At 59.8% G+C, this 13,349-nt stretch carries 17 protein-coding genes; 8 read left to right on the top strand and 9 right to left on the bottom strand.

Annotated features, from left to right (window positions below):
• Window positions 1-753: a gluconate 2-dehydrogenase subunit 3 family protein gene (locus RB216_RS00255; protein WP_308908176.1), complete on the bottom strand. Its 753-nt coding sequence runs from the start codon at window positions 751-753 to the stop codon at window positions 1-3.
• Window positions 754-983: 230 nt separating this feature from the next.
• On the opposite strand from RB216_RS00255, the gene RB216_RS00250 reads away from it, so the two are divergent.
• Window positions 984-1,640, top strand: coding sequence for a phosphatase domain-containing protein (locus RB216_RS00250; RefSeq protein ID WP_068937333.1), 657 nt, complete (start codon window positions 984-986; stop codon window positions 1,638-1,640).
• Between the two features lie 112 nt (window positions 1,641-1,752).
• Here RB216_RS00250 and RB216_RS00245 read toward each other — a convergent pair whose 3' ends face one another.
• Both RB216_RS00245 and prlC read right to left on the bottom strand, forming a co-directional pair.
• Window positions 1,753-2,028, bottom strand: a complete 276-nt coding sequence (locus RB216_RS00245) for a YheV family putative zinc ribbon protein (RefSeq protein WP_005783415.1) — start codon at window positions 2,026-2,028, stop codon at window positions 1,753-1,755.
• Window positions 2,025-4,124 (bottom strand): oligopeptidase A, encoded by a 2,100-nt coding sequence (gene prlC, locus RB216_RS00240; RefSeq protein WP_308908175.1) that lies wholly within the window; start codon window positions 4,122-4,124, stop codon window positions 2,025-2,027. Before prlC ends, RB216_RS00245 begins: the two co-directional genes overlap by 4 nt.
• A gap of 54 nt (window positions 4,125-4,178) precedes the next feature.
• Here prlC and RB216_RS00235 point away from each other — a divergent pair, with 54 nt between their 5' ends.
• Both RB216_RS00235 and RB216_RS00230 read left to right on the top strand, forming a co-directional pair.
• Window positions 4,179-4,721, top strand: coding sequence for a gamma carbonic anhydrase family protein (locus tag RB216_RS00235; RefSeq protein ID WP_016978759.1), 543 nt, complete (start codon window positions 4,179-4,181; stop codon window positions 4,719-4,721).
• Complete coding sequence (locus RB216_RS00230; protein ID WP_308908174.1) at window positions 4,718-5,377, top strand: HAD family hydrolase; 660 nt, start codon at window positions 4,718-4,720, stop codon at window positions 5,375-5,377. Before RB216_RS00235 ends, RB216_RS00230 begins: the two co-directional genes overlap by 4 nt.
• Window positions 5,378-5,453: 76 nt before the next feature.
• On the opposite strand, the gene RB216_RS00225 is transcribed toward RB216_RS00230, so the two are convergent.
• Window positions 5,454-6,497, bottom strand: coding sequence for an aminopeptidase (locus RB216_RS00225; RefSeq protein WP_028618622.1), 1,044 nt, complete (start codon window positions 6,495-6,497; stop codon window positions 5,454-5,456).
• Window positions 6,498-6,638: 141 nt separating this feature from the next.
• On the opposite strand from RB216_RS00225, the gene RB216_RS00220 reads away from it, so the two are divergent.
• Window positions 6,639-7,061 carry a PA0061/PA0062 family lipoprotein gene (locus RB216_RS00220; protein WP_028618621.1) on the top strand — a complete coding sequence of 141 codons (423 nt, stop codon included), beginning with the start codon at window positions 6,639-6,641 and terminating at the stop codon, window positions 7,059-7,061.
• On the opposite strand, the gene RB216_RS00215 is transcribed toward RB216_RS00220, so the two are convergent.
• Together RB216_RS00215 and RB216_RS00210 are read right to left on the bottom strand one after the other, a co-directional pair.
• On the bottom strand, window positions 7,062-7,301 hold the full coding sequence (locus tag RB216_RS00215) for a DUF1161 domain-containing protein (protein WP_016969660.1): 240 nt from the start codon (window positions 7,299-7,301) through the stop codon (window positions 7,062-7,064).
• Window positions 7,302-7,517: 216 nt separating this feature from the next.
• The gene (locus RB216_RS00210) at window positions 7,518-7,949 is read right to left on the bottom strand and encodes an OsmC family protein (protein ID WP_003170750.1); all 432 of its coding nucleotides are present in this window, start codon (window positions 7,947-7,949) and stop codon (window positions 7,518-7,520) included.
• Window positions 7,950-8,166: 217 nt separating this feature from the next.
• Here RB216_RS00210 and RB216_RS00205 point away from each other — a divergent pair, with 217 nt between their 5' ends.
• Complete coding sequence (locus RB216_RS00205) at window positions 8,167-9,168, top strand: LLM class flavin-dependent oxidoreductase (RefSeq protein ID WP_028618620.1); 1,002 nt, start codon at window positions 8,167-8,169, stop codon at window positions 9,166-9,168.
• A 59-nt stretch (window positions 9,169-9,227) separates the two neighbouring features.
• Here RB216_RS00205 and RB216_RS00200 read toward each other — a convergent pair whose 3' ends face one another.
• Both RB216_RS00200 and RB216_RS00195 read right to left on the bottom strand, forming a co-directional pair.
• A complete protein-coding gene (locus tag RB216_RS00200; protein ID WP_028618619.1) occupies window positions 9,228-9,455 on the bottom strand; it encodes a DUF1161 domain-containing protein in 228 nt (75 codons plus the stop codon).
• Between the two features lie 115 nt (window positions 9,456-9,570).
• Window positions 9,571-9,786: a dodecin gene (locus RB216_RS00195; RefSeq protein ID WP_007953919.1), complete on the bottom strand. Its 216-nt coding sequence runs from the start codon at window positions 9,784-9,786 to the stop codon at window positions 9,571-9,573.
• Window positions 9,787-9,942: 156 nt separating this feature from the next.
• Here RB216_RS00195 and RB216_RS00190 point away from each other — a divergent pair, with 156 nt between their 5' ends.
• A complete protein-coding gene (locus RB216_RS00190; RefSeq protein ID WP_003170746.1) occupies window positions 9,943-10,269 on the top strand; it encodes an ElaB/YgaM/YqjD family protein in 327 nt (108 codons plus the stop codon).
• Here the strand turns inward: RB216_RS00190 and RB216_RS00185 are convergent.
• Window positions 10,266-11,162 (bottom strand): LysR family transcriptional regulator, encoded by an 897-nt coding sequence (locus RB216_RS00185; RefSeq protein WP_305383330.1) that lies wholly within the window; start codon window positions 11,160-11,162, stop codon window positions 10,266-10,268. The two genes, RB216_RS00190 and RB216_RS00185, sit on opposite strands and share 4 nt — an antisense overlap.
• Before the next feature lie 109 nt (window positions 11,163-11,271).
• Here RB216_RS00185 and trpB point away from each other — a divergent pair, with 109 nt between their 5' ends.
• Together trpB and trpA are read left to right on the top strand one after the other, a co-directional pair.
• Window positions 11,272-12,498: a tryptophan synthase subunit beta gene (gene trpB, locus RB216_RS00180; RefSeq protein WP_028618617.1), complete on the top strand. Its 1,227-nt coding sequence runs from the start codon at window positions 11,272-11,274 to the stop codon at window positions 12,496-12,498.
• A complete protein-coding gene (gene trpA, locus RB216_RS00175; protein WP_028618616.1) occupies window positions 12,498-13,307 on the top strand; it encodes a tryptophan synthase subunit alpha in 810 nt (269 codons plus the stop codon). The genes trpB and trpA overlap by 1 nt, the downstream gene beginning before the upstream one ends.
• Window positions 13,308-13,349 lie beyond the last annotated feature (42 nt).

Genomic DNA, 13,349 nt, shown 5'->3' with positions numbered 1-13,349 from the left:
TTATGCCCTCTCGCCGCGGATGGAAACTGCCGGGAAGGGGTATTGCTCGTTGCGCTCAACCCAGTCCATGAAGTCGGCGCGGGCGCCGGGGAAGCCGATCATGGTCCAGCCGACCATGCCTTTGTTGCCGCCGTGGATCGGGTCGCAGAAGAAGCCTTCCTTGGTGTTTTGTAGCAACAAGTTGAAGAAGATCTTTGGCGGCACCGCATCAAAATGCGCCGTTACCTCACTACCGCCAGCCTCCAGACGCCGCAACATATCGTCTCGGGTAGCGCTGTCTTGCGCGGCAAAAACTTTGCCGTTGAACGCCTTCGACCATGCATCCGTCGCGGCAATGCCCAGGCGATAGATCTCTTTGGGCACCAGTTTGGACTGCCAGCCCATCTCCGACGGCGCGTCGGCGTTGAAAGGACCTTGCATGAACCACAGGGCACCGCTGGCGTACGGCGTGTTCATCTGGCGGTCGATATATTCCGGTGCACCGGCTTCCAGAGCACCTGGGCCTTGGGCATCAGCAGGGATTAATTGCGCGACGGCGGCGTTGATGAACGCCCATTCCTCGGCGGTGAAATAAGTTGGCTCGTAGGCCTTTTCGCTGGTTGTAGGCTTGGCTGGCACGGCTTGCGCCGGCTCAGGCGTAGCCATCAGCATTGAGCCGCCAAGGCCGGTGCTGGCAACCGTGACCACCGGGATCAAGGTCAAGGATTTGCGCAAAAAGTCACGCCGCGGGTTGTCTTGATCTTGATCAGACATGGTGGCACCTCATCATGTGGTCACGGGTTTATCAGCCGACTTCTAGCGAGCGGCTTGGTTTTTTCGGCAATCAATAGTTACAAATGATAGCAGGCTATGCATCGGAGGAATCGTTTCAGCGACTAAAGACTGATGATTCACGATTCTTTGACGCCCCCCTCACGCCTCATTGACCCCCCTTGGACCAACCTGAGCGGCATTCACCAATCTCCTGCCCGGTCATGTCATCCATGCTCAAGAATCAATGGCTGCCGGCCTTCGGCCTCGTGTTCATCGCGCTGTTCTCTAGCGCTTTCGCTCAAGCCGACGAGCCCATCTCCATCCGTTCCCCCGAGTGGGCACAACCGGTGGGAAGTCAGTACAACCTTCACCAGATGACGCCCACGCTCTATCGCAGCGGGTTACCCGACAGCAACGCAGCGCCGCTGCTGGAAAAGCTCAAGATCGGCACCGTGATCAATTTCCTGCCGGAATCCGATGCTGACTGGCTCAAATCGCCCGATATCCGACAAGTACAGCTGACTTATCGCACCAACCATGTGGATGATTCCGACGTGCTGGCAGCGTTGAGAGCCATCCAGGAAGCCGAAACCAATGGCCCGGTGCTGATGCATTGCAAGCACGGCTCTGACCGTACCGGCCTGATGGCGGCGATGTATCGGGTGGTGATTCAAGGGTGGAGCAAGGAAGATGCGCTGAACGAGATGACCTTGGGCGGCTTCGGCACCAGTAACGGCTTCAAGGACGGCGTTCGCTACATGATGAGGGCCGATGTCGACAAGTTGCGTACAGCCTTGGCGAACGGCGATTGCAGCACCAGCGCGTTTGCGCTGTGCTCGATGAAGGATTGGATCACGACCTCCAGCAAAGCTGAGGAACACCTGTAGGAGCGAGCTTGCTCGCGAAGAACCAAAAGGCGCCGCATTTATCCAGGATAAGCGCGTGATCGTTAACGTTCTTCGCGAGCAAGCTCGCTCCTACAGTGACTCGTGCGGTTTCTTAGTCTTTTTTCAGCTTCGGATTCGGAAAGAACTGCACCGCCTGCACCTTGGGGTCCGCCGGCGCTTTCAATGCAGACGTATTCACCCGCGTGCCCAATTCCTTGGGCACCGACAACCCTTGGTCATTCAGCGTGTCGGTATAACCGCAGGCCACGCACTCGCGATGGGGCACGTTGTCTTCGGTCCACATCTTCAACTTGTCCGGCTCGCTGCACGCCGGACAGACCGCCCCGGCGATAAATTGCTTTTTGGTGATCACAGGCGCTTCACTCATGCTGCCGCGTCCTCACTCAGGCCGCTGTGACGCAAGAGTGCGTCAATCGACGGCGCACGTCCGCGGAAGTCGACGAACAGCACCATCGGTTCCTGGGAACCGCCACGCGCCAGGATCGCCTCGCGGAAGGCGCGGCCGGTCTCAGCGTTGAGCACGCCCTCTTCTTCAAACTTAGAGAAGGCATCCGCCGACAACACTTCAGCCCACTTATAGCTGTAGTAACCCGCCGCGTATCCGCCAGCGAAGATGTGCGCGAAGCTATTGGGGAAACGGTTGTAGGCCGGCGGACGCATCACCGACACCTCATCGCGCACGCCTTCCAGCACCTGCGCCACACTCCGGCCATCACCGTGAGTGGCATGCAGTTCGAAGTCGAACAGCGAGAATTCCAGCTGGCGCACCATCATCAGGCCAGACTGGAAATTCTTCGCCGCGAGCATTTTTTCCAGCAGGTCCTGAGGCAGCGCTTCGCCGGTTTCGTAGTGACCGGAGATCAGCGCCAGGCCTTCGGGCTCCCAGCACCAGTTCTCCATGAACTGGCTCGGCAGCTCCACCGCATCCCAGGCCACGCCGTTGATGCCGGACACGCCAGCATGTTCAACGCGGGTCAGCAGGTGATGCAGGCCGTGGCCGAATTCGTGGAACAGCGTGGTGACTTCATCGTGGGTCAGCAGGGCAGGCTTGCCGCTGTCAGCCGGGGTGAAGTTGCACACCAGGTTGGCCACCGGGCTTTGCAGTACACCGTCAATCGTGCGGCGACGGTCGCGGGCGCCGTCCATCCAGGCACCGCCACGCTTGTTGGCGCGGGCGTAGAGATCGAAGAAGAAGCGACCGACATGCTGGCCGTTTTCCTTGATTTCAAACAGGCGGACATCCGGGTGCCAGGTGTCGAAGCCTTTCTGCTCGGCGATCTCGATGCCGTACAGGCGTTGCACGATGGCAAACAGGCCGCCCAGCACCTTGTCGATCGGAAAGTAGGCGCGCAGGGCTTCCTGGGACACGCTGTAGCGTTGCTCACGGAGTTTTTCGCCGTAGAAACCGCTGTCCCAGCTTTGCAGCTCGGCGCAGCCTTGTTCGGCGGCGTAGGCCTTGAGTTGTTGCAGGTCCTGGGCGGCAAACGGCTTGCTGCGCTTGGCCAAGTCGCGCAGGAAGCTCAGCACCTGATCGCTGGACTCGGCCATTTTGGTGGCCAGGCTCAGTTCGGAGAACGACGCGTAACCGAGCAACTGGGCCAGTTCCTGACGCAGGTCGAGGATCTGTTCCATCACTGGGCCGTTATCGTTCTGACCGGCATTCGGGCCTTGGTCCGACGCACGGGTGCAGTAGGCCGCGTAGACTTCTTCACGCAGGGCGCGGTCCTGGGCGTAGGTCATCACCGCGTAGTAGCTTGGGAATTCCAGGGTGATCAGCCAGCCGTCGAGGCCTTTGGCCTGGGCGGCGGCAGCCATTTGCGCCTTGGCCGAATCGGTTAGGCCGGCGAGGGTGGCTTCGTCGGTGACGTGTTTGGTCCAGGCCTGGGTGGCGTCCAGCAACTGGTTGGAAAATTTGCTGCCCAACTCGGACAGTTTGCTCTGCACTTCGGCGTAGCGCTTTTGCTGCTCGGGCGGCAGATCGATGCCGGACAGGCGGAAGTCACGCAGCGAGTGTTCCAGGATAGTTTTCTGCGCCACATCGAAACCGGCGGCTTCCGGGCTGTTGGCCAGGGCTTCGAAGGCCTGGAACAGCTCGCGGTTCTGGCCCATCTCGGTGGAGTAGGCGCTCAACGCCGGCAGGCAACTTTCGTAGGCTTCGCGCAGTTCAGCGCTGTTGCACACGGCGTTGAGGTGGCTGACCGGGCTCCAGGCGGCGCCCAGGCGGTCATTCAGTTCATCCATGGCCAGGACCAGGCCGGCCCACGTCGGATTTTTCCCCTGGCTTTGCAGGATGCCTTCGATGGCGACACGGTTGTCGGCGAGGATCTGTTCGATGGCCGGCTGGACGTGCTCGGCACGGATCGCCGAGAACGGCGGCAGGTCGTAGGACTGCAGAAGAGGGTTGTTCGCGCTCACGGTTGGCACCTTGGCTGAAGAAACATGTAAGAACAAAGATGGGGCCATCTTAATTACAATCAACGTCCACCGCAGCTATCAGCAGAAGAGAGAGAGGCTATCGTGACCCTTCGCACCTATCAGAACCACACGCCAGCCCTGGGCGCCGGGGCTTTTGTCGATATTTCGGCGGTGGTGATCGGCGATGTCGAAATCGGCGCCGACAGCTCGGTCTGGCCGCTGACCGTGATCCGTGGCGACATGCACCGCATCCGCATCGGTGCGCGCACCAGCGTGCAGGATGGCTGCGTGCTGCACATCACCCACGCGGGTCCGTTCAATCCGGATGGCTTCCCACTGCTGATCGGCGACGATGTGACCATCGCCCACAAAGTCATGCTGCATGGCTGCACCGTGGGCAACCGCATCCTGATCGGCATGGGCAGCATCGTGATGGACGGCGCCGTGGTGGAAGACGACGTGATCATCGGCGCTGGCAGCCTGGTGCCGCCAGGCAAGAAACTCGAAAGCGGCTTCTTGTACGTGGGCAGCCCGGTTAAACAGATCCGCCCACTGACTGACAAGGAGCGCGCCTTTTTCACCTACAGCGCCGCGAACTACGTGAAGCTCAAAGACCTGCACCTGGCTGAAGGATTCGACCGATGACCCTGCACTACCAAACCGTGCTATTCGACCTGGACGGCACCCTCACCGACCCGCGCGAAGGCATCACCCGCTCGATCCAGTACGCCCTCGGCAAACTCGGCATTGATGAGCCGGACCTGACCAAGCTGGAACACTTCATCGGCCCACCGTTGCTGCAAGCCTTCATGCAGTTCTACGGCTTTGATGAAGCCAAGGCCTGGGAGGCGATGAATTTCTATCGCGAGCGCTTCAAGGTCACCGGCCTGTATGAGAACCACGTGTTCGAGGGCGTGATGCCGTTGCTGGAGGAGTTGAGCGGCCAGGGGCGCCAGCTCTACGTCGCGACGTCCAAGCCTTGGGTATTCGCCCGCGAGATCGCGCGGCACTTCGATTTTGCCAAGCACTTCAAGGTGATTTACGGCAGTGAACTGGACGGCACGCGCACCAATAAAGTCGAACTGATCGCCCACCTGATGAGCGAGGAAGGTCTGGACCCAGCAACCACTCTGATGATTGGTGACCGCAAGCATGACCTGATCGGCGCACGCAGCAACGGGTTGGATTCGGCAGCGGTGGGGTATGGCTTTGGCAGTTTTGAAGAGCTGAATGCCGAGGCGCCGACCTGGCATTTTGAGACGTTGGCGCAGATGCACCAGGCATTTTTGCAGCGTCCTTGAGACTGCTATCGCCGGCAAGCCAGCTCCTACAAAGATCGCGAAACCCTGTAGGAGCCGGCTTGCTGGCGATAGGTCCCTAACGACCAACACCCTCCAACTGCCTCAACGCCGCCTTGCGCTGCTCCACCGGCAACCTTCCCAACCGCTCCACCGCCGCATAAAACCTCACCCAATCCCCACTTTCCTGCGCAAACAACGCCGCAAACGCCGGCACCCACTGGTCGTACAGCCCAAATGGCAACAGCCGCGCATTGTTCATGGGCTGGTTGATCCACGCGTCATAACGTTTATCGCCGCCCCATTGGCTGTCGCGCAGTTGTCGGTAATCGCTGCGCAAACGCTCGAATTGCGCCGCCTTGGCCTGACGCATCGCATCCTCAGCCAAGGGTTGGGCGTAGAGCTTTTGCAAGCGTTGACGGGTATCGAGGACCAACTGGATAAACTGGTCACGCTGCTTGGACGTGGACAAGCTATCAGGCGCCAGCCCCCGCGCAGCGCGCCATTGGCGTGTACCTTCCTGCTCGACGAAATTGGCAAACGACTCGTTGAACTCGGTGTCGTCCTTCACATAGAAACGCTGGTGCGCCAGCTCATGGAAGATCAGCGTGGCCAGGCGTTCATCGCCCCAGTTCATCATCGAGTTCATGATCGGGTCGTTGAACCAGCCTAAGGTCGAGTAAGCCTCTACGCCACCGATCGATACGTCCATGCCACGCTGCTTCAACAACGCAGCCTCACCACGCGCCGCACCTTGGTTGTAATAGCCGCGATAGGCCACACAACCAGCAATTGGGAAGCAATGGGTTTCAGGGGACAGGGAAAATTCCTGCGTGGCGAAGACATTCCAGACCACATAGGGCCGACCGATATCGGCGTACAACCTGTAGCTCTGGTTGTCCGGCAGGTGCAAATGCTCACTGGCGAACGTGCGCGCTTTTTGTGATTGCACCAAGTGTTCGCGCAACAGCGGTGGGCGGGAAGGATCGGCAATGACCTGCGCCACCGGCTCTCGGGCCCGCAACAATTGCCATTGGCCGCTGGCCAATTGGCTGTAATAACTGACACTGGAACAGCCGCTGAGCAGCACAACCATCAACCCTGGAAGAAAACGCCTGACCATGCCGCGACCGCTCCTGGGTAATTTGCTCGCCAGACTATCGCGCCTGTGCGGAATTTTTCCATGGCTCGACGTGTTTATACTCATAGGAAGTCTGCCGCCGTCGCAGCAGGCTCAATTCTTTCTTCCCGTTGAGTGCCTGCCATGCGCCAGCTCTTGTTACCCGTCGCCGCTTTGTTCCTCAGCGCCTGCACGACAACACCCGTGCCACCGATGGATCCGCAACAGGCGTGGGTCGATTTCACTACGCCGACGCCGGGCTCCAAGCTGGTCATGGCGCAGCGCCTGGACGGCAAGAACCTGGATGACGGACGTTTCTTCCAATTCCCGCCCGGCCATCACGAATTGATGGTGCGCTTCGACTTTGAAGTCCCGGCCGGCGGCGGTTTGGGTGGACTCAGCCAGATGATGTATCGCACCTGCTTCATGACCCTGGAATATGACCACTTCCAGGCCGGCCAGCGTTATGTGCTGGAAGGGCGCTCGTTGGCCTTCACGCCGAATATCAGGTTGTATGATTCGGCGCGTCAGTTGCTCGCGGAGGAACGCAGCGTCAACTGCATCTGATCAGTCGTTGTTTTTCTGGTAGATGATGCGCTTGGTGCCGTTTTCGCATGAACCGACAATCATCGCACTGTCATGATTCTTGGCTTCTTCGGCGGTGATGATTTCCAAGGTGTACGAAGGAATCGCCTTGGCCTGGATCTTCACTTCAATCTCTTTCCTGAGCTCTTCACAATCTTTTGGCGCGGCCACGGCCGAAGTGGCCAATACACCGCAAATGATCGCCAAGGCAAAACGTTTCATGTGTGAAGCTCCCTGAATGCATTGCGCACGGGTGTGCGCCTAGGCTGCATGGTAATAGGACCACACTTACAAAACACGAGTTCTGATTTGAAGCAGATGTTTTAGCCACCCCAAAAACCACTGTAGGAGCTGGCCTGCCAGCGATGACGACCTCAAAAACCATGTAAATCTGAGGGCCTCATCGCCGGCAAGCCGGCTCCTACCGGTTTAGCGGTGTCAATTTACGAGCGTGCCATCCAGGGTGATAGTCGCATTCAGCACCTTGGACACCGGGCACCCTTCCTTGGCCTTTTTGCTCAACTCATCGAACTGCGCCTGGCTCGCGCCCGGAATCTTGGCCTTGAGGATCAGGTGCACAGCGGTGATCGCAAAACCGCCGTCCACCTGGTCCAGGGTCACTTCGGCCTGGGTGTCGATGCTGTCAGCCTTGAGCCCGGCATCGCCGAGAATCATGGAAAATGCCATGGAGAAACAGCCCGCATGGGCCGCACCGATCAGTTCTTCCGGGTTGGTACCCTTGCCGCCTTCGAAACGGGCCTTGAAGCCGTAGGGCGCTTCACGTAGCACGCCGGTTTCCGTGGAAATGGAACCCAGGCCAGTCTTCAGGTCACCTTCCCAATGCGCGGATGCTTTTTTCACGATACTCATAGCGGTCTCCTCGAACGGTGGTTTTGCGTCAGTAAGGGTTCTGAGGATAGACGGCGTGGCAAAGTTCATCTTGTCGGAGAAACCGAGCGATTCAGTAGGAAATTTCCGACTCAACTATTGAATCTCGGGTATATGCCCTCATTGCATAGGTATGCACATGAAGCGGCAGGTTTTGGTTCGTCTAAAAAGCCTGCGGCCCCCTTGGAGAAGCAGGCTTATGAAATCGCTGTCCGACGTAAAGTTCTCGACCCTCGACCTGGTGCCCGTGCGGGCCAATGGCAGTCCGGCGCAGTCGCTGCGCAATTCCCTGGACCTGGCCCAACATGTGGAAAAGTTCGGCTACAACCGTTTCTGGGTGGCCGAACACCACAACATGGACGGCATCGCCAGCTCCGCGACCTCGGTGCTGCTGGGGTACCTGGCCGGTGGCACTTCGACCATTCGTGTCGGTTCCGGTGGCGTGATGCTGCCCAACCACGCGCCCTTGGTGATCGCCGAGCAGTTCGGCACCCTGGAGAGTCTCTACCCTGGCCGTATCGACCTCGGCCTGGGCCGTGCGCCCGGCTCTGACCAAATGACCGCCCGCGCCCTGCGCCGCGAGCGTTCCGGCAGCGCCGATGAATTCCCGGAAGATGTCGCCGAGTTAATGGCCTACCTCGGCCCACGCACGCCCGATCAACGGATCATTGCCGTACCGGGTACCGGCACCAATGTGCCGGTGTGGCTGCTCGGTTCCAGCTTGTTCAGCGCACAGCTGGCAGGTGAACGCGGTTTGCCCTACGCCTTTGCCTCGCATTTCGCACCCCGCCTGATGCATGAAGCGATTCGCGTGTACCGCAATCACTTCAAACCTTCAGCCGTGCTGGATAAACCCTACGTGATGCTCGGCATTCCCTTGGTGGCGGCGGATACCGACGAGCAGGCTGATTACTTGGCAACTTCGGTCTACCAGCGCATCCTCGCCCTCATGCGCGGGCAAAGCCTAGTGCAGCGCCCGCCGGTAAAAACCATGGACGGCCTGTGGCTGCCCCATGAAAAGGATGCGGTCGGCAGTTTCCTTGGCCTGGCCATGGTAGGCAGCCCGGCGAAGATCCGCGCAAAACTGGAAGTGCTGATCGAGCAGACCGGCGCCGACGAGTTGATCTTTACCTGCGACCTGTACGAACACGCCGACCGGATTCATTCCTACGAACTGCTGGCGCAGGTGATGAAGGGCTAAAACCTGCAGACATAAAAAACCGACGCAGCGCGTCGGTTTTTTATGTCTGCAACACGGGGTTAACCGCGCTTGTAGGCAATTTCCTTGGTGCCACCCTCGCAGGTGCCGACCACGGTGTGATCGCTCGGCGCAGCGCCTTTATCCACCACTTCCAGCGAATAACCCGAAGCGCCCTTGGCGTCGATTTTCGCTGCAATTTCGCTTTTCAGCTCTTCACAAGGCTTGCCCGCCGCCAGGGCTGTGCCGGCAATGCTCAACAAACCTACCGCTAACAGGAACTTCTTCATCCGTTACTTTCCTTGCGCTGATCTAAAAGAGCGTGCCGACGCTTGTGGCATCGGCACCCATTGGTTGTAGCGCAGGTTATGGCAATCGGCCAGTCAGCAAGTTCAACCGACGCGATCAACTACTGGCAATTCGGAACCCCACCTTTAGGGTGACCTGAAAGTGCGCAGCCTTGCCGTCCTTGATGTGACCACGGGTTTCAGTCACCTCGAACCATTCCAGATGCTTGATGCTTTTATTGGCCTCGGCCAGCGCATTGTTGATGGCGTCTTCAATGCTGGAGGTGGACGAGCCCACCAGTTCGACTTTCTTGTAAGTGTGATGATCACTCATGGCAGTTCTCCTAAGGGTCGTTAAGCAAGCGTAGCAGTCAATGTTCGTACTGCTTCTGGCGACTGTTCGTACCCGAAAGTTCAGATTTACTGCACTTTCTGAAACGGCCGTAGTCGGTATCTACACACGCCACTCAATCACTTCAGGAGAGTCCACATGGCCAACACTTCTTTACGCAAAGCGTCGCTGGAAAGCATGGAAGCCGAGATTTCGAGCCTGCTCAAGTCTTTGGAAAGTCTCAAGGACGATGCATCCGACGAGTCGCGCAAAACCTTGAAGGCCCTGAAAAGCAATGCTGAGAATGCCCTCAAGCATTCCCGCCACCTGATCAGCGACGCCTACGAAGAAAGCAAAGTCAAAATCCGCGAAACCGGTGTTGCAACCCGGGACTACGCACAAGAGCACCCATGGACCACAGCCGGCGTTGCCGTCGGTGCACTGGGCCTGCTCGCGGCTTATCTGCTGTGCAAACGCGGCGATTAAACCGGTTCGCGCAATAGCTCAGCCTTGAGCCACTGCGCCAGTTGCCCGGCGCGCCCGTCTGCGGCGCGCTTTGGCAGCCACAGCGCCAGGTGCGCCGGGGTTTCGCTGAACCCCCAGGGCGCCACTAGGCGACCCGCGCGCAAGTCTTCAGCCACCAGCGGCTGAGGCGCGATCGCCACGCCCAATCCTGCCACTGCCGCCTCCAGTAAATAATACAAATGTTCAAACCCCTGGCCGTGTTTCAACGCGCCGGGCTCGATGCCGTGCTGCGCTGCCCAACTGGGCCAAGCTTGCGGGCGTGACGTGGTGTGCAACAGCTTTTCACCACACAAGGCCTCGGCGGGCGCATTGCGCAAGTGTTCATAGCCGGCAAAGCGCGGGCTCATCACCGGGCCGATGCGTTCACTGGCCAGCTCATACACCTGCATATCCACCGGCCATGGCGGTTCAGCGAACACCAACAACGCATCCAGGCCTGGGCGGCGCGGGTCCAGATCCCCATCGCCCGCCGACAGGTGCAAGCGCAGGTCCGGCAAGTCGGCGTTCAAGCGGCCCAGGCGCGGGATCAACCAGCGCGCGAGCAGGCTGCCCGAACAGCCGAGTACAAAAGGTGCATCGGCGCTGGCCTGGGTCAGCTCGGCACACACATCCCTCAGGCGCTCGAATGCCTCCGCGCTGGCATCCCGTAGCCGGACGCCTGCATCTGTGAGTTTAAGGCCGCGACCTTCCTTGACGAACAAGCTGATACCCAAATGCTCCTCCAGCACCTTCAGCTGCCGGCTGACGGCGCCGTGGGTCACATGCAATTGCTCGGCTGCCTGACTGACGCTGTTCAATCGCGCAGTCGCTTCAAAGGCACGCAGGGCATTGAGGGGCGGAAGGTCTCGGCTCATCTGTGAGTTTTCCTGACAGGTTGCGGCGATCTTATCGGTTTTCAGCATAGAACGTCAGGGGTAGAGTGACCCTCATTGCTTCCCACACCCTTCTTTCCTGGAGCGTCCCATGACTCAGTCCCAGACCGATCTACGCAACGGCCCAGACGCCAACGGCCTGTTTGGCGCGTTCGGCGGCCGTTACGTCGCTGAAACCCTGATGCCGTTGATCCTCGACCTGGCCCGCGAATACGAAGCGGCCAAGATCGATCCGGCTTTCAATGAAGAACTTGCCTACTTCCAGCGCGACTACGTCGGACGCCCAAGCCCGCTGTACTTCGCCGAGCGCCTGACCGAATTCTGCGGCGGCGCCAAGATCTACCTCAAGCGTGAAGAGCTGAACCACACCGGCGCGCACAAGATCAACAACTGCATCGGCCAGATCCTGCTGGCTCGGCGCATGGGTAAGAAACGCATCATCGCCGAGACCGGCGCCGGCATGCACGGCGTGGCCACTGCCACCGTGGCTGCGCGCTTCGGCCTGCAATGCGTGATCTACATGGGCACCACTGACATCGAGCGCCAGCAAGCCAACGTGTTCCGTATGAAGCTGCTGGGCGCGGAAGTGATCCCGGTGGTTGCCGGCACCGGCACCCTGAAAGACGCGATGAACGAAGCCCTGCGTGACTGGGTGACCAACGTCGACAGCACCTTCTACCTGATCGGCACCGTGGCCGGCCCGCACCCGTACCCTGCAATGGTGCGCGACTTCCAGGCCGTGATCGGCAAGGAAACCCGCGACCAGTTGCAAGCCCAGGAAGGTCGCCTGCCGGACAGCCTGGTGGCGTGCATCGGCGGTGGCTCCAACGCCATGGGCCTGTTCCACCCGTTCCTGGACGACACCAGCGTCGAGATCATCGGCGTTGAAGCGGCCGGCCACGGCATCGAGACCGGCAAGCACGCCGCCAGCCTCAACGGTGGCGTACCCGGCGTACTGCACGGCAACCGTACGTTCCTGCTGCAGGATGAGGACGGCCAGATCATCGACGCACACTCCATCTCCGCAGGCCTGGATTACCCTGGCATCGGCCCGGAACACGCCTGGTTGCACGACATCGGTCGCGTCCAGTACACCTCGGTGACCGACGACGAAGCCCTCGACGCCTTCCACAAATGCTGCCGCCTGGAAGGGATCATTCCTGCCCTGGAAAGCGCCCACGCCCTGGCCGAAGTGTTCAAACGCGCACCGACCCTGCCGAAGGATCACCTGATGGTGGTCAACCTGTCCGGCCGTGGCGACAAAGACATGCAGACCGTGATGCACCATATGGAAACCGCCAAGCAGGAGAAACACTGATGAGCCGCCTGCAAACCCGCTTCGCACAGCTTAAAGAACAAAACCGCGCTGCCCTGGTGACCTTCGTCACGGCCGGCGACCCTGGCTATGACACCTCGCTGGCGATCCTCAAGGGCTTGCCGGCCGCCGGCGCCGACGTGATCGAGTTGGGCATGCCGTTCACCGATCCGATGGCCGACGGCCCGGCGATCCAGCTGGCCAACATTCGCGCGCTGGAAGCCAAGCAGAACCTGCTGAAAACCCTGCAGATGGTCCGCGAGTTCCGCCAGGACAACAACGACACGCCGCTGGTGTTGATGGGCTACTTCAACCCGATCCACAAATACGGCGTGCCGCAGTTCATCGCCGACGCCAAGGAAGCCGGCGTGGACGGCCTGATCGTGGTCGACATGCCGCCCGAGCATAACGGCGAGCTGTGCGACCCGGCCCAGGCCGCTGGCATCGACTTCATCCGCCTGACCACGCCGACCACTGACGATGTGCGCTTGCCGACAGTTCTGAATGGCAGTTCCGGTTTCGTGTACTACGTGTCGGTGGCCGGTGTGACCGGTGCTGGCGCTGCGACCCTGGAGCACGTCGAAGAAGCCGTGACCCGCCTGCGTCGCCATACCGACCTGCCGATCAGCATCGGTTTTGGTATCCGCACCCCGGAACAAGCGGCAGCCATCGCCCGCCTGGCTGACGGTGTCGTCGTAGGTTCGGCACTGATCGACCATATCGCCAATGCCAAGAATGACCAGCAAGCCATCGACGGCGTGTTGAGCCTGTGTGCGGCATTGTCGGAAGGCGTTCGTAACGCGCGTAAGTAAGGGCCCCGTAAGCAGTAGGTAAAGTTCCTGATACAGAGGAAT

This window comes from Pseudomonas canadensis (genome assembly GCF_030980095.1).
Taxonomy (GTDB): domain Bacteria; phylum Pseudomonadota; class Gammaproteobacteria; order Pseudomonadales; family Pseudomonadaceae; genus Aquipseudomonas; species Aquipseudomonas canadensis.
Note: the sequence above shows the minus strand (reverse complement) of the source record. Positions and strands in the feature narration are given on the sequence as shown.